The organism is Mitsuaria chitosanitabida ATCC BAA-476 = NBRC 102408 (genome assembly GCF_001598255.1).
Classification (GTDB): Bacteria; Pseudomonadota; Gammaproteobacteria; order Burkholderiales; family Burkholderiaceae_C; genus Roseateles; species Roseateles chitosanitabidus.
In genome coordinates, this window is the sequence record NZ_BCYP01000001.1 from 92,418 (window position 1) to 112,952 (window position 20,535).

The 20,535-nt window shown below is 70.5% G+C and carries 16 protein-coding genes and 1 pseudogene; 5 read left to right on the forward strand and 12 right to left on the reverse strand.

Annotated features, from left to right (window positions below):
- Positions 1-5: 5 nt before the first annotated feature.
- The 10 genes from MCHT01_RS00390 to MCHT01_RS00435 all read right to left on the reverse strand — a co-directional run bounded on the left by MCHT01_RS00390 (position 6) and on the right by MCHT01_RS00435 (position 13,737).
- Positions 6-1,553, reverse strand: a complete 1,548-nt coding sequence (locus tag MCHT01_RS00390) for a tryptophan halogenase family protein (RefSeq protein WP_067060823.1) — start codon at positions 1,551-1,553, stop codon at positions 6-8.
- A 10-nt stretch (positions 1,554-1,563) separates the two neighbouring features.
- Positions 1,564-2,562, reverse strand: coding sequence for a cupin-like domain-containing protein (locus tag MCHT01_RS00395; RefSeq protein WP_067060826.1), 999 nt, complete (start codon positions 2,560-2,562; stop codon positions 1,564-1,566).
- Between the two features lie 16 nt (positions 2,563-2,578).
- Entirely contained in the window at positions 2,579-3,298 is a 720-nt protein-coding gene (locus MCHT01_RS00400; protein ID WP_067060829.1) for a SapC family protein, read from the reverse strand.
- An 89-nt stretch (positions 3,299-3,387) separates the two neighbouring features.
- A complete protein-coding gene (locus tag MCHT01_RS00405; RefSeq protein WP_067060832.1) occupies positions 3,388-6,456 on the reverse strand; it encodes a TonB-dependent receptor in 3,069 nt (1,022 codons plus the stop codon).
- A gap of 267 nt (positions 6,457-6,723) precedes the next feature.
- Positions 6,724-7,839, reverse strand: a complete 1,116-nt coding sequence (locus MCHT01_RS00410) for an ABC transporter ATP-binding protein (RefSeq protein WP_084451454.1) — start codon at positions 7,837-7,839, stop codon at positions 6,724-6,726.
- 47 nt (positions 7,840-7,886) lie between these two features.
- A complete protein-coding gene (locus MCHT01_RS00415) occupies positions 7,887-9,281 on the reverse strand; it encodes a GH1 family beta-glucosidase (protein ID WP_084451456.1) in 1,395 nt (464 codons plus the stop codon).
- 55 nt (positions 9,282-9,336) lie between these two features.
- Entirely contained in the window at positions 9,337-10,212 is an 876-nt protein-coding gene (locus tag MCHT01_RS00420; protein ID WP_245643112.1) for a carbohydrate ABC transporter permease, read from the reverse strand.
- Positions 10,213-10,246: 34 nt separating this feature from the next.
- The gene (locus MCHT01_RS00425) at positions 10,247-11,182 is read right to left on the reverse strand and encodes a carbohydrate ABC transporter permease (RefSeq protein WP_067060834.1); all 936 of its coding nucleotides are present in this window, start codon (positions 11,180-11,182) and stop codon (positions 10,247-10,249) included.
- Between the two features lie 15 nt (positions 11,183-11,197).
- Positions 11,198-12,367, reverse strand: a complete 1,170-nt coding sequence (locus MCHT01_RS00430; protein WP_245643113.1) for an extracellular solute-binding protein — start codon at positions 12,365-12,367, stop codon at positions 11,198-11,200.
- 335 nt (positions 12,368-12,702) lie between these two features.
- Positions 12,703-13,737, reverse strand: a complete 1,035-nt coding sequence (locus MCHT01_RS00435; protein ID WP_084451458.1) for a LacI family DNA-binding transcriptional regulator — start codon at positions 13,735-13,737, stop codon at positions 12,703-12,705.
- 280 nt (positions 13,738-14,017) lie between these two features.
- On the opposite strand from MCHT01_RS00435, the gene MCHT01_RS00440 reads away from it, so the two are divergent.
- Entirely contained in the window at positions 14,018-15,889 is a 1,872-nt protein-coding gene (locus tag MCHT01_RS00440; RefSeq protein WP_067060844.1) for a methyl-accepting chemotaxis protein, read from the forward strand.
- Positions 15,890-15,934: 45 nt separating this feature from the next.
- Here the strand turns inward: MCHT01_RS00440 and MCHT01_RS00445 are convergent, their stop codons facing one another.
- Entirely contained in the window at positions 15,935-16,672 is a 738-nt protein-coding gene (locus tag MCHT01_RS00445) for a sulfite exporter TauE/SafE family protein (RefSeq protein ID WP_067060847.1), read from the reverse strand.
- 248 nt (positions 16,673-16,920) lie between these two features.
- Here MCHT01_RS00445 and MCHT01_RS00450 point away from each other — a divergent pair, with 248 nt between their 5' ends.
- Positions 16,921-18,051 (forward strand): LysR substrate-binding domain-containing protein, encoded by a 1,131-nt coding sequence (locus MCHT01_RS00450; protein ID WP_218017843.1) that lies wholly within the window; start codon positions 16,921-16,923, stop codon positions 18,049-18,051.
- A 40-nt stretch (positions 18,052-18,091) separates the two neighbouring features.
- Here MCHT01_RS00450 and MCHT01_RS27255 read toward each other — a convergent pair.
- Positions 18,092-18,904: pseudogene (locus tag MCHT01_RS27255) on the reverse strand (LysR family transcriptional regulator); the annotation flags it as partial.
- Positions 18,905-19,038: 134 nt separating this feature from the next.
- Between MCHT01_RS27255 and MCHT01_RS00460 the strand changes: the two are divergent.
- The 3 genes from MCHT01_RS00460 to MCHT01_RS00470 all read left to right on the forward strand — a co-directional run bounded on the left by MCHT01_RS00460 (position 19,039) and on the right by MCHT01_RS00470 (position 20,446).
- A complete protein-coding gene (locus MCHT01_RS00460) occupies positions 19,039-19,647 on the forward strand; it encodes a short chain dehydrogenase (RefSeq protein WP_067060853.1) in 609 nt (202 codons plus the stop codon).
- A 125-nt stretch (positions 19,648-19,772) separates the two neighbouring features.
- Positions 19,773-19,985: a type II toxin-antitoxin system HicA family toxin gene (locus MCHT01_RS00465; RefSeq protein WP_067060856.1), complete on the forward strand. Its 213-nt coding sequence runs from the start codon at positions 19,773-19,775 to the stop codon at positions 19,983-19,985.
- An 11-nt stretch (positions 19,986-19,996) separates the two neighbouring features.
- Positions 19,997-20,446: a type II toxin-antitoxin system HicB family antitoxin gene (locus MCHT01_RS00470; protein ID WP_148661320.1), complete on the forward strand. Its 450-nt coding sequence runs from the start codon at positions 19,997-19,999 to the stop codon at positions 20,444-20,446.
- The last annotated feature ends 89 nt before the right edge of the window (positions 20,447-20,535 follow it).

Consider the following 20,535-nt stretch of genomic DNA (forward strand, 5'->3'; position numbering starts at 1 on the left):
ATCGCTCAGGCCGCGGCCGTCGCGGCCTTGGGCGCCATCGCCGGGCCGTACTTCATCACGTACTGCTGGTGCGGCGGCAGCTGCCGCACGGTCTGCTCGATGCGCGCGCGCTGGTCGCCGAGGAAGCCGGCCAGTTCCGCGTCGCCCATCAGGTCCGCCGTCGGGTGGAACTGCTCCGGGGTCAGGCCTTGCCCCAACATCACCTGCACCCAGGAGTTCTCGGTGAACAGCTCGTTCTGGCCGCGGAACACCCGCGCCGTCTCGCGGAAGAGGTCGATGCGGTGCCGCAGCGACGGTGGCAGCGCCATCGCGCGCAGGTCCCGCCACATCGGCGAGTCCGCCCGATTCGTCACGTGGTAGTGCAGCGCGATGAAATCGCGGATGTGCTCGAGCTCGTCGGCCATCTGCGCGTTGTACTCGGCGATGTCGGGCTCGCGGATCCCGTCCTTGGGGAACATCTGCATCAGCCGGATCGCGCTGCGCTGGATCAGGTGGATGCTGGTCGACTCCAGCGGCTCCAGGAAGCCGCTGGCCAGGCCCACGCCGACGCAGTTGCGCTTCCAGACCACGTCGCGCTGGCCCGGCTTGAAGCGGATCACGCGGGGCGCGGTCAGCACCTCGCCGTCGATGTTCCCCAGCAGCGTCGACCGCGCCGTGTCGTCGTCGGTGTAGCGGCTGCTGAAGACCACGCCGTTGCCGACCCGGTGCTGCAGCGGGATCTGCCACTGCCAGCCCCAGGGATGCGCGATCGAGCGCGTGTAGGGCACAGCCTCGCGCACCGACGCGGTCTGCACCGCGATCGCGCTGTCGCAGGGCAGCCAGTGCGACCAGTCCTGGTAGCCGACGCCCAGCGTCTGACCCAGCAGCAGCGAGCGCATGCCCGTGCAGTCGATGAAGAGGTCGCCCTCGATCTCGGCGCCGTTGTCCAGCCGCAGCGCGCGCAGGTCGCGGTCGGTCGGCGCGGCGCCGGGCTCTCCCTCGTGCGTGAGCACCTCGGCGATCCTGCCCTCGATGCGCTGCACGCCATGGGCCTCGGCGAGCCGGCGCAGATAGCGCCCGTACAGCGTCGCGTCCATGTGGAACGCGTAGTTCATGCCGGCCCGTGGCAGATGCGCGAAGCGGTGCTCCTGCGCGGCGCGCAGCTCCAGGCAGTAGTCGCCGTAGTCGGAGGCGAGCCCGCGCTCGCGGCCCTTGAGCCAGAAATGCTGGAAGGCGGCGGTCCAGTGGTCCGTGCCGGTCGTGCCGAAGGAATGGATGTAGTCCTCGCCCACGTCGCGCCAGCCCTCGAAGCGGATGCCCAGCTTGAAGGTCGCCTGCGTCGCGGCCATGAACTCCGGCTCGCTGATGCCCAGCAGGTGATGGAAGGTGAGCAGCGTCGGGATGGTGGCCTCGCCGACGCCCACGGTGCCGATCTCGTCGGACTCCACCAGGCGGATGTCCAGCAGCCGCCCCAGGGTCCTGGACAGGCAGGCCGCCACCATCCAGCCGGCCGTGCCGCCACCGGCGATGACGACGCGACGGACCGGGCGGCGGGAGGTCGGGGCTTGGGTCATGAGAGGCTCCTCAGCGCCGCAGGCGCTGGATCAGATGGGCGCGCAGATGGCCGGCGCCCTCGGCGCTCAGCGGGGCCAGCGCGTGGCGGGCGTGTTCGGGGATGTGGGCAGCCGTGTCCGCGTCCGCCGCGAACACGTAATGGTCGAAGGCCCCCTGCCAGGCACGGCGCTGCGCGGGAGGCAGGTCGCGCATCGTCAGCAGCGCCAGCATCAGGGCCAGCACCGGCGAGTCCATGTGGGCCGGCGACTGCCGCCACCAGTAGTTGATCAGCACGTTGAAGCCGTCCAGCGCCTCGACCGAGTGCCACCACATGCTGGGGATGTAGACCGCGTCGCCGGGCCCCAGGACCGCCTCCAGCCCGTGCGCCGCCGCCTGCTCGAAGCGCGGGAAGCGCGCCAGGTCCGGCGCCCTCAGGTCGACCAGGCTGACGGGTTGGCCGGCGGGCGTGAAGTCCAGCGGGCCGACATAGAGGTTGGGCAGCTGCTCCGGCGGGAACAGCGTGAAGCGCCGATGGCCGGCCATCACGCAGGCGACGTTGTCCGGCAGGTCGTAATGCGCGGCGATGCGGCTGCGGTTGCCCAGCCACACGCTGACCAGCGCGTCCGGATCGCCCACGTCCAGGTCGTTGTGCGCGCGAAAGCCCGGCAGGCAGGTGTCGACCGTCGTGGAGCCGACGTAGAAGCAGGGCGGACGCGGCTCGGCGCGCAGCTCGAGCAGCGCCTCCATCACCGCGGGCAGGGGCGCGTCCTCGCGGCCGAAGTTGAAGCCGCTGAAATCGTCGTTGTAGAAGAAGCGGCCGTCGATCTCGGGCGCGCCCGTCATGATGGCCACCGGCTCGCCGCGCCAGCATTGGCGCAGGTAGTCGACCGCGGCGCGGTCCGAGCGCCGCGAGGCCTGCACCGCGGGCCAGTGCGACACCACGCCGCGCAGCACCACCGGCTCGGCTGCGGACAGCAGGTCGTCGGGCAGCCGGCCTGGCGTGGCGGCGATCTCGCGGATCGGCTTCATGGTCGGCGCGTCGCGCTCACAGGCCCAGGCGCCGATGCCGCTCGATCAGCGCGCGCAGCTGCGACAGCGAGGCCATCGCCATGTAGATCGGCGCCAGATGGCCGGCCCGCTGCAGCGCGGCCAGCGCGTCCGCGTCCAGCGCCGCCAGACGCTCCTCGTTGATCGCGTGGAAGCCGGCCAGGCGGGAGACGCCGCGCGCCGACTCGACGTCCATCACGAAGGACTCCAGCAGCTCGTGCCGCAGCAGCGCGTCGATGAAGGCGGGCAGCGTCTGCATGCCCTCGTGGATCGCGCGCAGCAGCGAGGCCGAGCGCTCCAGGTACTCGGTGGGACGGCCCAGCGCGTCGAAGACGGCGGCGTCGTCGTCCTCGGCCAGCCGCACCCGGGGATGCATCAGGTCGACGTGGACCAGCAGCTCGTCGACGCCCGGGTCGCCGCGCCCGATCATGAAGGGTTGACGCTCGATGGCCCAGGGCAGGTAGTGCGCGTCCCAGACCGTGTCCGGGCCGTCGTGCGCGAGGAACAGGTTGCTGCCCTCGACCAGACCGAACAGCGCGACCGGATGGAAGCCGCCGTCGCCGTCGGCGCGGAAGACGATGGGGTAGTGCGCCTGCGCGCTGCGGAACTCGGGCGGGAACAGCGGCGAGGACATCACGCCGTCGCCGTAGGCCGTGCCGCGTCGCGTGACGAGGCGCAGGCCCGCATGGTCGGCGTGATTCAGGAGGACGGAGCTCATTGACGTCGGAAGGAGGAAGCGGCGCGCGGACCGTGGATGCTACGGGCCGCGCGCCGCGGGCAGGGCCAGGGACTACCCCCGGCGGCGGGTCAGAACTTGTAGCGCAGCCCCAGCATGAAGCGCCGGCCCGTCTGCGTCACCGAGAAGACCTCCTGGCTGGTGCGGCCGTGCTGGCGGATCACCTCGTCGGTGAGGTTGATCGCCTCGGCCTGGAAGCTCAGCCGCTCGCTGTAGTTGTAGCCCAGGCTGACGTCCACCTGCGTGTAGGGCTCGGTATAGATCGGCGCCGAGCGGCCCAGCGTGTTGCCGTCGTTCACCGCCGCGAGGAACTTGTCGCGCCAGTTGACCGCGACACGGACGCTGTACTTGGCGTTCTCGAAGAAGCCCACCAGGTTGGCCGAGTCGCTCAGGCCGATCAGCGCGTACTGCTGGTCGAAGCTCATCGGGTCGTACTTCAGGCCCGACTTCACATGCGTGTAGTTGGCCGCCACGCCGAAGCCCGAGCGTCCGAACGCGTGCTGCACGTTGAGCTCGTAGCCGTTCAGGCTGTTGGAGCGCGTGTTGGCCGGCACCGTGATCTGGAAGTTGGCGATCGGGTCGTCCGGCTGGCCGACGATGTTGCCGGTCGCATGGCCGTTGGCCGTGCCCGTCCTGGTCACGCCCGGCTGGCCGTTGAAGTTGTTGAGGATGTAGTCGCGGATGCAGGTGATGTCGCCGTTGCAGGCGCCGGTCGTCTGCGCCGCCTGGTAGTACTTGCCGCCGATGGGCGTGTGCAAGTTGAACGGCGTCATGTTCTGCAGCGTCGACCCGATGTAGTTCGCGATGTTCTTGCGGAAGAAGCCCGCCGCGACGTAGCTGGCCGGCGCGTAGTAGTACTCCAGCGAGAAGTCGATGTTCTTGGCCTTGAGCGGCTTGAGCGCCGGGTTGCCCTGCGCGCCCGTGCCGCCGTTGATGCGGGCCAGGTCGTTGAGCGTCTGTCCGCCCTGAATCGCGTCCCAGCCCGGACGGCCGAGGGAGGTGCCGTAGCTGGCGCGCAGCTTGAGCTTGTCCGTCAGGTCCGCGTCCCAGTCGATGCTGGGCAGCCAGTACTTGTAGCTGCCGTCCAGCGTGGTGAAGCCGGGCGTGCCCTTGTTCACCGTGAGCTCGTTGTTGGAGCCCCAGCTGATGCCCGTGGCGATGGGCACCAGCGCGCTGGACGTCACCTTGGTCTTCTCGTAGCGCAGGCCGACCGTGGCGCTCATCGGGACGCCCAGTTCCCACTCGCGGGTGTACTCGGCGTAGGCGCTGGAGGACTTCTCGGTGGTGCGGCGATCGGTGTCGAAGACGTTCGACGCCAGGTACTTGTCGGCCGACAGCGGGCTGTTCGGGTCCTTGGCCTTGGCCGCGGCGGCGGCGGCCGCGGCGAGGTCGCGCACCGCGCCGAAGTTGAAGGTGTAGAAGTTGGTGAACAGGCGCGGGTCGCCGCTGCCCGAGATGTTGCCGAAGAAGTTGCGCAGGTTCTGCTGCTGCCAGACGCTGTCCGGATAGTCCGCCGCGCTGGTGGCGCCGCCCCAGGTGTCGAGCTGGACGTTGGAGTAGGCCGAGCGGTTGCGCACCTTGGACAGGCCGACGCCGAAGTCCAGCTTGGACTCGTCGCTGATCTTCCAGCTGCCGCGCAGCTGCTGCTGGTCGACCTGCGACTTCATGTAGCTGTTGCGGAAGGACGAGCCGGTGACGAGCTGCTTGGCCGGATCGGCCACGCCGTCGATCATCAGGATGGGCAGCTGCTGGCTGAAGTCCACCGTGGTGGTGCCGCGGGTGTAGCTGGCCGTGCCGATGACGTTGTTGGTGCCCCAGGGGCTGTCGGCGCCGGAGGTCGCGGTCGAGTGGTGGGCGTCGAACTCGAAGCGCAGCTTGTCGCTGGCCTTCCAGTCCGCGTTGAAGCCCAGCGACTCGTTCTTGTTCTTCACCGCGAAGTCGGCCCCGCCCATGGCGATGTCGGCCGGGTTCTTGACGCCGTCGATGGTCTCCCCGTAGAGCAGCGGACCCGACACCGGGCCGTTGGTCCACGAGCTGGTCGACGGGCCGAAGTTGAACCAGGCCGACACGTCGTTGCGACGGGTGTGGATCTTGTTCTGCGACGCGGTGTAGTCGATCGTGGTCGTGAGCGACTTGGTCGGCGCGAACTGGAAGGTCAGCTGGCCGTTGGTCCGCTCCCGGCTCACGCCGTTCATGTTGTAGTTCAGGTTCTGCGGGACGGAGTAGACATCGTTCGGCCCGGGCCGGTTGGTGATGTTCTGCGAGCCCGGCTGACCCGCCTGCGGGATCGAGCCCCAGCCGCCCTCGTCGCCCTTGAACGGGAGCCAGCCGCCCGGCACGCCGGCGCTGTTGTAGCCCAGGTCGCGCTTCTGGAAGCTGCCCGAGACCGCGATGCCGAACTTGCCGTCGCCGAAGGTGGTGCTGTAGATGCCCGAGACCTCGGGGGTGACGCTGTCGCCCTTGAGGTTGTCCGGCAGGCGCGAGTTGCCCGCGTCGTGCACCGCCTTCACGCCCAGGCTGGCGACGGTCTTGCCGGTGTCCAGCGGACGCGCGGTCTTGATGTTGATGGTCGCGCCGATGCCGCCCGTGGGCGTGCTGGCGCGGCTGGTCTTGTAGACCTCCAGGGCCGCGATCGACTCGGACGCCAGGTTGGCGAAGTCGAAGGCGCGCGAGTTGGACGGACCGGTGTCGGCGATGGTCGAGGCCGGCATCTGGCGGCCGTTGAGCAGCACCAGGTTGAAGTCGGGGCCGACGCCGCGCACGGTGACCTTGGAGCCCTCGCCCATCGAGCGGTCGATCGACACGCCCGAGATGCGCTGCATCGATTCCGCGAGGTTGGTGTCGGGGAACTTGCCGATGTCCTCGGCCACGATGCCGTCGACGACACCGCGCTGCTGACGCTTGAGGTTCAGCGAGGTCGACATCGACTGGCGGATGCCGGTGACGACGACGGTCTCGATCTGCTGGGTCTGGTCCTTGCGGGCGGCATCGGCCTGCGCCGCGGAGGCGGCGGCCTCGGGCGCGGCGGGCGCCTGCTGGGCCTGCGCGGCGGCCGACAGCGCCAGCAGCGCGCAGGCCGCGGCGATCGGCAGGGGGCGCGGCGCCTGGGCGCGCGGCCGGTGGGAATGGACGTGCTTCATTTGTCTCCTTCTTATCTCTCAGACTTGGCCGGGGCCCCGTCGTGGCGGGCCCGATGGGAGGCAGGGCAAGCTGGATCCGATGCTTCGGCGGATGTTTGTGAAAGCGCTTTCAGAATTTATCCGCTTCGGCCCCGGGTCCTCTACTGACTTTCCCTAGCGAGGGGTTGGCGCCACACCGGCGCGGGTACTGCTGGACGACTGAACTACGGAACTGCGTGAGCGGGGAGGCCCGGGGGCCTCCCGCCCTGCGGCGCGACGCGACGCGCGTCAGGCCGCGGCCTGCGCCACGCCGTCGGCGCCGGCCCGGGCCGGGTCCGGCCGCGGTCGCCCGGGCAGGGCGCGCGCCTCGACGTCGAAGCCGAGCGCGTCGGACGCGTCGGCGATGAGGCGCACCGCATGGCCGTCGTGCAGCATCGATGCGCCCGTGGGCAGCTTGGCGGTCAGCAGGCCGGGCAGGCCGTCGACGCGCAGGTGGAGGATGGACACGTCGCCCAGGTGCTCGGCCAGCACCACGGTGGCGGGCACGCCCTGACCCTCGGTGGCCAGGCGCAGGTGCTCGGGGCGCAGGCCCAGCCGGTGCGCCGCCGGGCGCGCGGCGCCGCCCAGCAGCTCCCACAGCTGGCGCCAGGGGCCGGGCGCGTCCGCGCCGGGGCGCTCGACGAAGTTGATCTTGGGCGCGCCCAGGAAGGCGGCGACGAACTCGTTGGCCGGATGCTGGTAGAGGTCCATCGGCGCGCCGAGCTGCTCGATCCCGCCCCGGTTGAAGACGGCGATGCGGTCGCCCATGGTCATGGCCTCGACCTGGTCGTGGGTGACGTAGATCATGGTCGTGCCCAGCTGCTGGTGCAGGCGGGTGAGCTCGATGCGCATGTCCACGCGCAGCGCGGCGTCCAGGTTGGACAGCGGCTCGTCGAACAGGAAGACCCGCGGCTTGCGCACGATCGCGCGGCCGATGGCCACGCGCTGGCGCTGGCCGCCGGACAGCTGCCTGGGCGTGCGGTCCAGCAGGTCCGTGATGCGAAGGATCTCGGCGGTGCGGCGCACCTGCTCGTCGCGCTCGGCGCGGCCCACGCCGGCCATCTTCAGCGCGAAGCCCATGTTCTCCGCGACCGTCATGTGCGGGTAGAGCGCATAGCTCTGGAACACCATCGCCGCGCCGCGGTCGGCCGGGCGCAGGTCGTTGGCGCGCGTGCCGTCGATCAGCAGCTCGCCTCCGCTGATGTCCTCCAGGCCGGCGATCATGCGCAGCGTCGTGCTCTTGCCGCAGCCCGAGGGGCCGACGAAGACCATGAACTCGCCATCGCGCACGTCCAGGTCGATTCCGCGGAGGACTTCGTTGTCACCGTAGCGCTTGCGGATGCCGCGCAGCGTCACTTGTCCCATGGGGTGAGGCTCCGTTTGCGTTCTTGCTCTGCCGGGGGGGGGGCCGCTCAGCCGCGGCGCTGGGCGCGCTGCCGCAGCACGAAGTCGCGGTAGGCCAGCGCGCTGTCCTTGGGCGTGCGGCGCTGCGTCGCGTAGTCCACGTGCACGATGCCGAAGCGCTTGGCGTAGCCCGAGGCCCACTCGAAGTTGTCCATCAGGCTCCACACCATGTAGCCGCCCATGGGCACGCCCTGGCGCAGTGCCTCGCCGACGGCGGCGATGTGGGTGTCGAGGTAGCGGGTGCGGTCCGCGTCGTGCACCTGGCCGTCCGCGCCGACCGGGTCCTTGAAGGCGCCGCCGTTCTCGGTCACGTACAGGCGGGGGACCGGGTAGTCGCGGTGCAGCTGGACCAGCAGGTCGGTCAGCCCCTGCGGGTAGATCTCCCAGTCCATGTCGGTCAGCTCGAGGCCGCTCTTCCTGACGTCGAAGCTGCCGTCCGCGCTGATCATGCCGCGCGAGTAGTAGTTGACGCCCAGGAAGTCGATGGGCACGCGGATCCGGTCCATGTCGCCGGCCTCGACCTGGGGCGCGTCCTCGCCCAGCATCTCGATCACGTCGGCCGGATAGTGGCCCTTGAACAGCGGGTCCATGTACCAGCGGCGCAGCTTGCCGTCCTCCAGGCGCGCCTGGGCGCGGTCGGCCTCGCTGTCGGTGGCGGGGTACATGGGCGCGAGGTTGAGCACGATCCCCAGCGAGGCCTTGAGCTTCAGCGCGCGCAACGCGGTGATCGCGAGCCCGTGGCTGACCAGCAGGTGATGCGAGACCTGCGCCGCGAGCGCGCGGTCCTTGAGGCCGGGCGCGAAGATGCCGGTCTCATGGCCCAGTTGGGCGACGACCCAGGGCTCGTTGTGCGTGGCGATGGAGACGACGCGGTCTCCGTAGCGCCTGGCGATGCCGATGGCGTACTCGACGAAGCGATCGACGGTGGCGCGGCTGCCCCATCCCCCGATGTCCTGCAGCGCCTGCGGCAGGTCCCAGTGGTTCAGCGTCAGGTAGGGCTTGATGCCGCGGGCGATCAGGCCGTCGACGAGCCGGTCGTAGAAGGCCAGGCCGGCCTCGTTCCAGTCGCCGTCGCCGGTGGGGCGCACGCGCGGCCAGGAGACCGAGAAGCGGTAGGCATCCACGCCCAGGTCCCGGATCATGTCCAGGTCCTGCTCCCAGCGCAGGACGTGCTCGCAGGCGGTGTCGCCGTTGCTGCCGTCGGCGATCACGCCGGGCTGGCGGCAGAAGGTGTCCCAGATGGACGGGCCCTTGCCGTCGGCATCGTGCGCGCCCTCGATCTGGAAGGCGCTGGTGGCCACGGCCCAGACGAAGTCGGCGGGGAAGTCCGTCGCCGAGGCGGTCGGCAGGGTGACGGCGCGGGCGTCGGAGGCGGCGGGAGCAGTGGAAGCAGTCGAGGTCATCGAGTCGCGTGGGGGTGTTCGTTGGAAGGGGCGAAGGCGCCGGGCGCGGGGCGCTTCACTTGACGGCGCCGACGGTCAGGCCCGAGATGAGCTGCCGCGAGCACAGGACGAAGAGGACGATCAGCGGCAGCGTCGCGATGGCGGATCCGGCCATCAGCGCGCCCCACTCGGTGTCCACCGGGCTCTGCAGGCTGCGCAGCGCCAGGGGCAGCGTGTACATCTCGGGCGAGCGCATGACGACCAGCGGGCCGATGAAGTTGTTCCAGGAGGCGATGAAGGTGATCAGGCCCAGCGTGCCCAGCGCCGGCTTGAGCAGCGGCAGCACGATGCGGGCGTAGATGCCCAGCTCGCCGCAGCCGTCCATGCGCGCGGCCTCGACCAGCTCGCGCGGCACGGCCGAGCTGATGAACTGGCGCATCAGGAAGATGCCGAAGGCGCTGGCCGCGCCGGGGATGTAGAGCGCGCGCGGCTGATCGATCCAGCCCAGCAGGTCCATGATCATGAAGCTGGGGATCATGTTCATGAAGCTGGGCAGCAGCATGGTGCCCATGACGAGGCCGAAGAGCGCCTTCTTGAAGCGGAACTCGTACATCGCGAAGGCATAGCCGCCCATCGAGCAGAACAGCAGCGTCAGGCCGGTGTTGCAGACGCCGACGTACAGGCTCAGGCCGAGGTTGCGCCAGAAGGGCAGGCGCTTGGTGAGGATGGCGACGTTGTTCAGGAAGTCGTCGCCGAACCACAGCGGCGGCGGCAGGCTGAAGATCTCGGTGCGCGAGTGGGTCGCGAAGACGAACATGAAATAGAACGGGGCCAGCATGATCAGCGCGCCGGCGCCCACCAGCAGGTAGGCGGCCCAGGCGGTCATGCGCGGCGGCTGCGTCGCGCGGGGCGCGGCGGCGTCGAAGGGGGCGGCGGGCATCGTGGTGCTCATGGGTCGGCCTGGTCGGTCTTGCGCGCTGGCGTGCTCATTCGCCCTTGGGGCGGAAGGCGCGGTTGGTCAGCCACGTGAGCGCGGCCACGATGAGGAACAGCAGCCAGGACATCGCGCTGGCGGCGCCGAAGTCGTTGAAGTCGAAGGCGTTGCGGTAGAGGTAGACCGCGGCGCTCATGCCGGCCTGGTCGGAGCCGCCCTTGCCGCCGGTGAGGATGAAGGGCTCCTCGAAGAGCTGCAGCCCGCCGATGACGCTGAGCGTCACGCCGAAGAAGATCATCGGCCGCAGGCTGGGCAGCGTGATGTGGAAGAACTGCTGCAGGCGGCTGGCGCCGTCCATGGTGGCGGCCTCGTAGAGATCGGGCGGGATGGTCTGCAGCGCGGCCAGGTAGAGCACCACGTTGAAGCCGACGTAGCGCCAGAACACGATCATCGAGATGGCGGGCTTGAGCGCGTCCGGATCGTTGAGCCAGTCGATGGCCGATTGCGGCATCAGATGACCCAGCACCGGGAACTCGCGCAGCGTGGCCAGGGCGATGTTGATCAGGCCGTAGTCGGTGGAGAACAGCGAGCTGAACAGGATCGCGATGGCGACGGAGGAGGTGATGTAGGGCAGGAAGTAGGCCCCGACCATGGGATTGCGCCAGCGCTTGAAGGCGATGTGCAGGAAGGTCGCGAGCGGGATGGCGACCAGGTGCTGCGGCACGCCGGACGCGATCGCGAGCCACCCGGTGTTGCGCAGCGATTTCCAGAACCAGTCGTCCTGCAGCGCGAAGGCGAAGTTGTCCAGACCGACCCAGTGCATCGCGCCCAGGCCGCTGGTGGGCTCCCAGCTGTGGAAGGCCAGGTAGAGCGAGAACAGCAGCGGGAACAGTCCGAAGACCGCGAACAGCACCAGGAAGGGCGCCAGCAGCGCATAGGGGGCGTAGCGCGGCGACAGGCGCAGGGCGGGAGGCAGTCGGAAGCTCATCGTCGGGGATCCCGGTCAGCGCCGCGCGCGCTGCAGCAGCAGGCGCTGCGCGTCGGCGAGGGCAGTGGCGATGTCCTTGTCGCGGTCCAGGACCTTGTCCAGCTCGGTGTCGATGACCTCGCGGGCGAAGGCGTCCTGCTTGTGCACGGGGAAGGCGCGGATGTGGGCGGCGGCCTCGCGCCAGTCGCGGCGCGCGGGTTGGCCGCCGAGGAAGGGCAGCGGCTGGTCGAAGAAGGGATCGGTCTGCGCGTCGACCAGCGCGGGGAAGGCGTCCTGGACCTTGAACGCCGCCAGCTGCTGGGCGCGGTTCATCGTCATGAAGCGGATGAAGGCGTAGGCCATGGGCTTGCGGGCGGCGTCGCCGTGCCGGGCGAGGGCGAAGAAGGTGCCGCCGTAGGCCGCGTAGGCGTGCTCGGGAAGCTGCGCGGCGCGCCACTGGCCGCGGGTGCCGGGCGCGAGCCAGCTGTTCAGGTGGCCCGCGAGCCAGGCGCCCGCCATCTGCGTGGCGATGCCGCCGCGGCGGAAGCCCTCGGTCCAGTCGGAGGACCAGGCGGTGACCTTGGCGTCGAGCTGCTGGCGGCGCACCGCGCGGGCGAGCTCGAAGGCGCGGACGAAGCGCGGCGACGTGACCAGGGGACGGGAGTCCTTGTCGAAGTAGAGCCCCTCGCCCGGCCGCAGGCCGGTGCGGATGACGATGTCCTTCATGTCGCGCGCATGGGCCAGCAGGAAGGCGCCCGTGGCGGCCTTGAGGCGCACGCCGGCGGCGACGTAGCCGTCCCAGCTGGTGGTGAGGTCGGACTCGCGCAGGCCGGCGCGGGCCAGCAGGTCGGTGCGGTAGAGCAGGGTGCCCGGGCCGATGTCGGTGGGCACGGCGACGACGGCGCCGGAGGCGGTCGTCGCCTGGTCGAAGGCGTAGCCGACGAAGCGGTCGCGGTCGGCGCGCAGCGAGTAGGGCGGCTGGGACAGGTCCTCGAGGCCGGAGCCCTGCGCGAAGCGGCCGAGGTAGCCGATCTCCAGCGCCATCACGTCGGGCAGGCCCTTGGCGGTCGAGAGCGCCGTGGTCATCGCCGTGTGGTGGTCGTTGAGCTCGCGGCTCACGACGCGGACCTCGACGTCGGGGTGGAGGCGGTTCCACTCGGGCAGCGCGGCGCGGACGATCTCGTCCACGGCGGGGAAAGCGGCCACGGTGAGCGTGGTGCCGGCGACGGCAAGGCCTGACCCCGCGAGGCCCGCGCTCAGGGTCAATGCCGTCGCCAATAGCCGTCGGGCCCACTGCCGCATGCTGGAGGTCTCCGTGTCGATGTTGTTATGAAAGCGCTTTCATAATATCGATCACTGGAGGGGGAACGTACCAGGGTTATCGCTAAGGAGCCCGAAGACCCTCACCCCCGCCCTCTCCCGCAAGCGGGCGAGGGAGTAAGTCAGGGCTAAGCACACATCCCATCGCCTAGCGCGGTGGGCCCCCTCGCCCGCTTGCGGGAGAGGGCAGGGGAGAGGGTCTTCCGGGCTCGCCGAACCCCTCAAGCCCCTCGCGTCGACGACCGGATGATCAACCGCGGTTCCGGCAACTGCGCCGTCGGCTTGCGATCCGCCAGCAGGTCCAGCAGCGCTTGCGCCGCGCACCGTCCGAGCTCCAGCCCCGCCTGATGAATCGTCGTGAGCGGCGGAATCGAATGCGCCGCGCCCGCCAGATCGTCGAACCCCACGATGGAGACGTCATCCGGCACCCGCAGCCCCCGGCGGTACAGTGCCAGCGAGGCCCCGAAGGCCATCTGGTCGTTGGCCGCGAAGATCGCCGTGAACGGCTCGCGGCTGTCGATCAGCCGCTCCACCGCCATCAGCCCGCTCTCCTCATGGAACATGCCCGGCAGCACCAGCGCCGGCTTGTACTTCACGCCCGCCGCCTCCAGCGCCGCCCGATACCCGCGCAGCCGCTCCTGCGCGTCCGGATGCACCGGATCCCCGCTGATGAACGCGATCTTCCGATGCCCTTGCGACAGCAGGTGATGGGTCGCCAACCGCGCCCCCTCGAAGTCGTTGAAGTTCAGCGAGTACAAGCCGCTCGCCTTCAGATTCCGCCCGGTGACGACGACCGGCAGCTCCTTGCCGAGCTTGCGCAGCGCCTCGTCGCTGAGGCGGCCCGTGAGGACGATGAGCCCGTCCACGCGCCGCGCGCGCAGCGTGTCGATGCAGCGTTGCTCTTCCTTGGCGTTCCAGTGGCCGCTCGCGAACAGCGGCACGTAGCCGGCCGCGTCGAGCACCTCCTCGATGCCGCGCAAGGCGACGCCGTAGTACGGGCTGTCGATCGCCTGCGTCACCACGCCGACGCTCAGCGAGCGGCCGCCGGCCAGCACGCGGGCGATGGGATTGGGGACGAAGCCGAGCTCGGCGATGGCGCGGTCGACGGCGTCCTTCTTCTCCTGGCTGACGACGGCCGTGCCGTTGAGGATGCGGGAGACGGTGCTGGGCGAGACGCCGCTGTGCTCCGCGACCATGCCCAGCGTGACCTTGGTGGCGGGGCGAGTCTTGGAGCTCTTCATGGATGGCGCGCTCATGGCGGTGGGATGGGGCGCGAGTTTAAGGGACGCCTCCGGCCCGCTTGCAAGGGGGCCCTCCCGACCCCCGGTCGCCCCGCCCGCGCAGGGCGACCGGCCATGGACCGTGAAAACTTCACGGCCGATCCTGAAGTTAGCCGCTTCCCATTAATTCCCGATGAAGCCCGGTCGCCCAGGCGGGGGGATTCAGGGCTTCCACCAAGGCTGTAACAAAGCATTGCAAGACTGGCCGGGCACTCCCTTGCACACCCGCTTCACCCGACCTCCCAAGGTTTGCCCGATGTCTCTCAAACACCGTCTCGCCCTCGTCGCCCTGCTGTGCGGCGTGGTCTGCCTGCTGCCCACCGGGCAGCTCGGCGTCAACCTGCTGAACGCCCTGGGCACCGTGCGCCTGGAGCGCGCGGCGCTTCCCGCCAACCAGGCCTGGCAACGCGTGATCGCCGATCTGGCCGAGCACCGCCTCGCCTCGGCCACCGCCGGTTCCCATCCTGAGCAGGCCGCCGCGCGCGACGCCGCCGCGGCCAAGCTGCAGCAGGACTTCGACGCGGTCGTCGTCGAGCTCGCGCCGGTGCGCGACAGCGCGCCGCTGATCGCCGGCGTGGACGAGCTCCGCGCGCAGTTCAAGACGCTGCACGACAAGGGCCCGAATCAGATGCTGAACGTCCAGGCGCCGCAGTACCGCGCGCTGGTCGACGGCATCTTCGACGCCATCGCGCGGCTCAACGCGCATGGCGGTCTGATGCTGCAGGCCGACGGCGCGATGCAGGCCGACATCGTCGCCGGCCTGCAGATCGCGCCGCAGCTGACGGACACGCTGGCCGAGCTGGGCGCGATCGCGTCGGCCGCCGCGGTGGACGACGTGGCCGCGGTCGGCAACGCCGCGGGGCGCTATCGCGCGGACCTGCGCCAGCTCACCGCCGCGCTGCGCCAGGCCGCCGCCGCGGACACGGAGCGCGCCGCCGAGTACGCCGAGACGCTGCAGCGCGTCGACCAGCAGCGCCAGGTCGTGCTGGAGGCGCTCGAGGCCTCGGCCAAGGACGTGAACTATCCGCTGGACCAGTTGGTCGCCACGCTCAAGAAGGGCGCGGTGCTGCAGTCGCAGCTGTCCGCCCGCGTGATGGACGGCGTCGCCCAGCGCCTGGACGAGCGCGAGGCCGCGATGCAGCGCCGCCTGATGCTGACCTCGGTCGTCGTGATCGGCGGCCTGATCGCGCTGGGCCTGATGCTGTGGCGAACGCTGGTCGGCGTCTGGCGGCCGATCCGCGAGGCCGAGAGGCTCACCGACCGTATCGCCCATGGCGATCTGACCGCCGACTCGCCGTGGCGCTCCAGCGACGAGGCCGGCCGCATGATCGACGCGATCCGCTCCATGCGGGACCGGCTGCGCGCGCTGGTGACGCAGATGCAGATCGCCTCGGGCGAGATCCACGGCGCGGCCGACGAGATCGCTGCCGGCAACCAGGACCTGAGCGTGCGCAGCGAGACGACCGCGGCGCGTGTGGAGGAGGCCTCCAACAAGGTCCAGCGTCTGTCGGAGACGCTGGACGGCACGGCGCAGGCCTCGGCCCGCGCGCGCGGCCTGGCCGACGAGGCCAGCGCGAGCGCCGCCCATGGCGGACGCCTGGTGCAGGGCTTCGTCGACACGATGGGCGCGATCGGCGCCAGCTCGCATCGCATGTCGGAGATCGTCTCGGTGATCGACGCGATCGCCTTCCAGACCAACATCCTGGCGCTCAATGCGGCGGTCGAGGCGGCCCGGGCGGGTGAACAGGGACGCGGCTTCGCCGTGGTGGCCGCGGAGGTCCGCAACCTGGCCAAGCGCAGCGCGGACGCGGCCGGCGAGGTGAAGGTGCTGATCGGCGACTCGGTCGGCCGCGTGGAGCGCGGTCAGGCCGAGGTGCAGACCGCGGGCGCCGCCATCGTCGGCATCGAACGCGGCATCGCGGCGGTCAGCGCCGAGATCGAGCGCATCTCCCACGAGATCGCCGAGGAGGCGGACAGCCTGCAGCAGCTGCGCGGCAACTTCGCGGACGTCGAGCGCACCGTGCAGCAGAACGCCGCGCTGGTCGAGGAAGCCGCCGCGTCGGCGGCCTCGCTCAACGACCAGGCCGAGCGGATGAACGAGCTGGCCGCGGCGTTCCGGCTGGCGTGATCAGGCGAACGCGCGCCTCGTCCAGCACCGCCACCCGCTCGTCGTTCACATCGCCCGCCACAGGTTGGCCGCGCCGAGCGCGATGAAGACGAGGAACAGCGCGCGCTGGAAGGTGGTCGCGCTGATCCTCGCCCGCACCATCGCGCCGACCCCGAGGCCCGCGACCGCCGCGCCCAGCGCGGCGAACGACGGTCCGGCGAGCAGCGTGCCGCCCTCGAAGGCATGCAGCCGCGCGGCGAGCGCGAGCGTGGCGACGGTGAAGCACAGGCCGAGCGCCTGGATCATCGTGTCCTTGTCCAGCCTGAGCGCCTGCAGATAGGGCACCAGCGGCAGCACGAAGACGGCCGTCGACGCGGTGACGAAGCCGGTCGCCAGCCCGGCGACCAGGCCGATCCACCAGGCGTCGCGCGCGACCTGCGGCACGACCGGTTTCCAAAGTCCCCACAGGCCGTAGACCACCAGGATCGCGCCGAGCGCCACCCGCGCGTCGATGGGCGCCAGGGCGCCCAGGTCCGGCGACCAGACGGTCGTCACGACCATGCCCAGCCACACCGGCCAGAGCATCGAGACCAGTCGCCGCCACGCGGGCCCCAGGCATTGCGCGACGTTGGTGACCAGCGACGGCATCACCAGCAGGGTCGCCGCCTGGGCGGGGGCCATCCACAGGCCCAGCAGGCTCATCGCGACCGTGGGCAGACCCATGCCCGTGATGCCCTTGACCCCGCCGGCCAGGATGAAGACGGCGGCGATGCCGAGCCAGGGCGCGAGCTGCGCGTACGACATGTCGGAACTCCTTGAGGTGTCGCTTCGTGATGGTCGGCATCTTGACGGGCCGCGGGGGCGGATGTCGATCACGAAGCGCGGCGGATATCCTTCGGCGCAGCAAGAGGATGACGATGACCAAGAGCCGACGAAACACCCCCGCCCGCCCCGCAGGCGCGGCTTCTGTCGTTGCTGCAAACGCCGCGTCTGCCGTCGCCCCCGCATCAGGCTCGGCCTCTGTCGCGCGATCGGCGTCCCGCCCACGACGGGTGAAGACCGCGGCGGCGACCGGTGCGGTGCCGATCGAGCGCCGCGCCGTCGACTACCGCGTCGATCCCTTCGACCTGCAGCTCTTCGAGGCGGTCGTCGCGCAGGGATCGATCACGGCCGGCGCGCAGGCGATGAGCCTGTCGCTGGCGGCCGCCAGTGCGCGCATCCAGACCTTGGAGCATCGCGTCGGCGTGCGGCTGCTGGAGCGATCCAAGGCCGGCGCCGTCGCGACCGATGCGGGCCGCGCGCTGTCGCGGCAGTCGCATCGCGTGCTGGCGGAGCTGGACTCGCTGCATGTGGCGATGTCGGCCTTCGGGCGCGGCTTGCGCGGCACGGTGCGGCTGCTCGGCAACACGGCGGCGATCGTGGAGGCGCTGCCGCCGCGTCTGGGTGGCTTCCTGGCCGCGCATCCGGACATCGATGTCGAGCTCCAGGAGATGGCGAGCGACGCCGCGCTCCAGGCGCTGCGCGAGGGCGTGGCCGATGTGGCCATCGTGGCGGATCACGTCGACACCCGCGGCCTGGACGCACGGCCGTGGCTGGAGGACGAGCTCGTGGCGCTGGTGCCCGCGGTGGGGCGGCGTCGCGCGTCGACGCGCTTCGTCGACCTGCTGGACCAGAGCTTCGTCGGGCTCGGCGCGGACAGCGGCCTCAGCCGCTTCCTGCTGGCGCAGGCCGCGCGCTGCGGCCGCGTGCCGCATCACCGCGTGCGGGTGAGCGGTTTCGACGCGATGGCGCCGCTGGTCGCGGCCGGCGCGGGCGTGGCCGTGATGCCGCGCGGCGCGGCGGAGCGCTACCTGTCTCCGGCGCTGCGCATCCTGCGCCTGGACGACCCCTGGGCGCGGCGGACCTTGCTCATCTGCCACTCCGCCCAGGCGCCTTCGCTGCCCGGCGTGCGGGCGTTGATCGAGGCGCTGTCCGCGTCGGGGCCGGTGCCACCGCGGGCGCGCTCGAACCCGGAACCGAACCCGAACCCGAACCCGAACCCGAACCCGAAGGCGGAGGCGGAGGCGAAGGCGAAGGCGAAGGCGAAGGCGAAGGCGAAGGCGCGGAGCGCCTCGGCGACGCGTTCGACGGGCGCGAGGTCGGCGCCGCTTCCGGCCCCCAGCCGGCCAGGATCGCGTCGATGAAGGCGCCGAGCTTGGGGAGCCGCTGTCGATCGGGCGGATAGATCAGGTGCACGGCGCGGGCGGGCGGGACGCTGTCGGGGAGCACCGCGCGCAGGCGACCCGCGGCCAGATCCTCGGCCAGCACCACCTCGGCCTGCATCACCAGGCCCAGCCCCTGCACCGCGGCGCGGCGCAGCACATCGGCCTGGTTCGCGGTGAAGCGCGCGGTCTTGGGCCACTGCATCGTGGCGCGTCCGTTCACGAGCGCCCATTCGCTGCGGCGCTGCCAGACCGAATGGCTGAGGCACTCGTGCCTGGCCAGGTCCGCCACGCTGCGCGGTTCGCCGTGCCGCTCGAAGTAAGACGGCGCGCCGGCGATGACCATCCGGTAGGGCCGCAGCGGGCGCGCCACCAGACCGTCCGCGTGCAGCTCTCCGACGCGGATGGCCGCGTCGAAGCCCTCGCCGAGCAGGTCGGTCAGGCCGTCGCCGAGGTGGAGCTCGACGCTCACCTGCGGATGGCGGGCGAGGAAATCCGCCACCAGCGGCGCGATCGCGAACTGCCCCAGCGCGATCGGGACCGACACGCGCAGCTGGCCTTGCGGCTCGCTGCGGTTGCGCTCGACGGCGGTCTCGGCCCAGCGGACCTGCTCGAGCACGCGGCGGCAGTCCTGGGTGAAGGCCTCGCCGACTTCGGTGAATCGGTGCTGGCGCGTGGTGCGCTGGATCAGCCGCGCGCCCAGATGGCGTTCCAGTGCCTGCACATGCCGGCCGACCATCGCCGGGGTCAGGTCCAGCGCCCGTGCCGCGGCCGCGAAGCTGCCCGCGTCGGCCACCGCGACCAGCACCTCCATGCTGCGCAGCTTGTCGAACATGATTCGATCGCTTTCCTATGGAATGAAGAAACAGGAGGGGACTTTATCGAATCGATGGTGATGGAAAGAATCGAGGCCTTCCCGAGTCCCCGGTCCCTTTCTCTTCTCGTTCCCATCCCCAGAAGGAGCTCCTCATGAAAGTCCTGATCGTCGGCGCCAGCGGCGTCATCGGCCGAGCCGTCCACGCCCACCTGTCGCAGCGCCACGAGGTGCTGACCGCGGGCCGCAACAGTGGCCAGTTCCGCGTCGACATCACCGACGACGACAGCGTGCGCCGCCTGTTCGCGGAGGCCTCCGCGGGCGGCCCGCTGGACGCGATCGTCAGCACGGTGGGCAGCCTGCACTTCGGCCCGGTCAGCGAGATGACCGCCGCGCAGTTCGACATCGGCCTGCAGGACAAGCTGCTGGGTCAGGTGCGGCTGGCGCTGCAGGGCCAGCATGTGCTGAAGGACGGCGGCTCCATCACCCTGACCGCCGGCATCCTGTCGCGCGAGCCGATCCGCTCGGGCGCGAACGCGACCGCGGTCAATGCGGCGCTGGAGGGCTTCGCGCGTGGCGCGGCGATCGATCTGCCGCGCGGGCTGCGCATCAATGTCATCAGCCCGACCGTGCTGACCGAGTCGCTGGCCGACTACGGCGACTTCATGCCCGGCATGGAAGGCGTCCCGGCCGCCCGCGTGGCGCTCGCGTACCAGCGCAGCGTCGAAGGCGGACAGACGGGGCGGACCTACTTCGTGGAGTGAGGGGCGGGCCGCTCGCGTCCGCTCCTCGGATCAGGGCGCCGGCCCCATCCAGCGGCCAGTCGCCCCGCGAGATCGACTTCTTCCAGTCATTGATGATTCGGACATAATTGTCCGAAAGTCGTCGCATGACGGGCAACGACTTCATCAGGCGGATCCGGGCGCTCGGCAGAGCGCGCGGCGTGCCGGTCCTGCTGGACGCCAAGCGGGGCAAAGGCAGCCATCAGATCCTGCACTTCGGTGCGGCGAGAACGGTGGTCCGGAACCCGAAGGATGAACTGAAGACTGGCACCTTGCATGGCATGTGCGCGCAGCTGGGGCTTCGGGTCACGGATCTATGAAGGAGTGGGTCATGGAGCGATTCGAGTACGCCGTGCATCTGGCGCCCGCGGAGGAGGGCGGGTTCGTCGTGACCTGCCGCGATCTGCCGGAACTGATCACGCAGGGCGACGATCAGGACCACGCGTTGAGCGAGGCGGCGGACGCGTTGGATGAGGTCTTCGCGCTCTACATGTCGGAGGGACTCGCGTTTCCTCCGGCCACGCCCGCGCGACGTCGCGAGCACTGGGTCTCGCCCCCCCCGGAAACGGTGGCCAAGGCCGCGTTGCATGTCGCCATGCGGTCCGCCAGCGTGTCCCAGGTGCAGTTGGCGCGTCGGCTCGGCGTCGATGAGAAGGAGGTCCGCCGACTCCTGGATCCTCACCATGCCTCCAAGCTGCCGCGCATCGCGGAGGCTGTCCAGATGCTCGGTCGACGTCTGGTGATCGGCCTGGAGGAACTGCCTGTGCCAGGTGGGCGGTAGTCGACAGATCGAGGCCGATGCGGGCCTCGGCAAGCCTGGGTGGGTCCGCAGCTTGCCAGGGCAGCTATCGTTGCCGCTTCCTGTCGCTG

Excerpts from the sequence above, each read along its gene's own strand:
- MCHT01_RS00390 (WP_067060823.1), bottom strand. The coding sequence starts at position 1,553 with ATGACCCAAGCCCCGACCTCCCGCCGCCCGGTCCGTCGCGTCGTCATC.
- MCHT01_RS00395 (WP_067060826.1), bottom strand. The coding sequence starts at position 2,562 with ATGAAGCCGATCCGCGAGATCGCCGCCACGCCAGGCCGGCTGCCCGAC.
- MCHT01_RS00400 (WP_067060829.1), bottom strand. The coding sequence starts at position 3,298 with ATGAGCTCCGTCCTCCTGAATCACGCCGACCATGCGGGCCTGCGCCTC.
- MCHT01_RS00405 (WP_067060832.1), bottom strand. The coding sequence starts at position 6,456 with ATGAAGCACGTCCATTCCCACCGGCCGCGCGCCCAGGCGCCGCGCCCC.
- MCHT01_RS00410 (WP_084451454.1), bottom strand. The coding sequence starts at position 7,839 with ATGGGACAAGTGACGCTGCGCGGCATCCGCAAGCGCTACGGTGACAAC.
- MCHT01_RS00415 (WP_084451456.1), bottom strand. The coding sequence starts at position 9,281 with ATGACCTCGACTGCTTCCACTGCTCCCGCCGCCTCCGACGCCCGCGCC.
- MCHT01_RS00420 (WP_245643112.1), bottom strand. The coding sequence starts at position 10,212 with ATGAGCACCACGATGCCCGCCGCCCCCTTCGACGCCGCCGCGCCCCGC.
- MCHT01_RS00425 (WP_067060834.1), bottom strand. The coding sequence starts at position 11,182 with ATGAGCTTCCGACTGCCTCCCGCCCTGCGCCTGTCGCCGCGCTACGCC.
- MCHT01_RS00435 (WP_084451458.1), bottom strand. The coding sequence starts at position 13,737 with ATGAGCGCGCCATCCATGAAGAGCTCCAAGACTCGCCCCGCCACCAAG.
- MCHT01_RS00440 (WP_067060844.1), top strand. The coding sequence starts at position 14,018 with ATGTCTCTCAAACACCGTCTCGCCCTCGTCGCCCTGCTGTGCGGCGTG.
- MCHT01_RS00445 (WP_067060847.1), bottom strand. The coding sequence starts at position 16,672 with ATGTCGTACGCGCAGCTCGCGCCCTGGCTCGGCATCGCCGCCGTCTTC.
- MCHT01_RS00460 (WP_067060853.1), top strand. The coding sequence starts at position 19,039 with ATGAAAGTCCTGATCGTCGGCGCCAGCGGCGTCATCGGCCGAGCCGTC.
- MCHT01_RS00465 (WP_067060856.1), top strand. The coding sequence starts at position 19,773 with ATGACGGGCAACGACTTCATCAGGCGGATCCGGGCGCTCGGCAGAGCG.
- MCHT01_RS00470 (WP_148661320.1), top strand. The coding sequence starts at position 19,997 with ATGGAGCGATTCGAGTACGCCGTGCATCTGGCGCCCGCGGAGGAGGGC.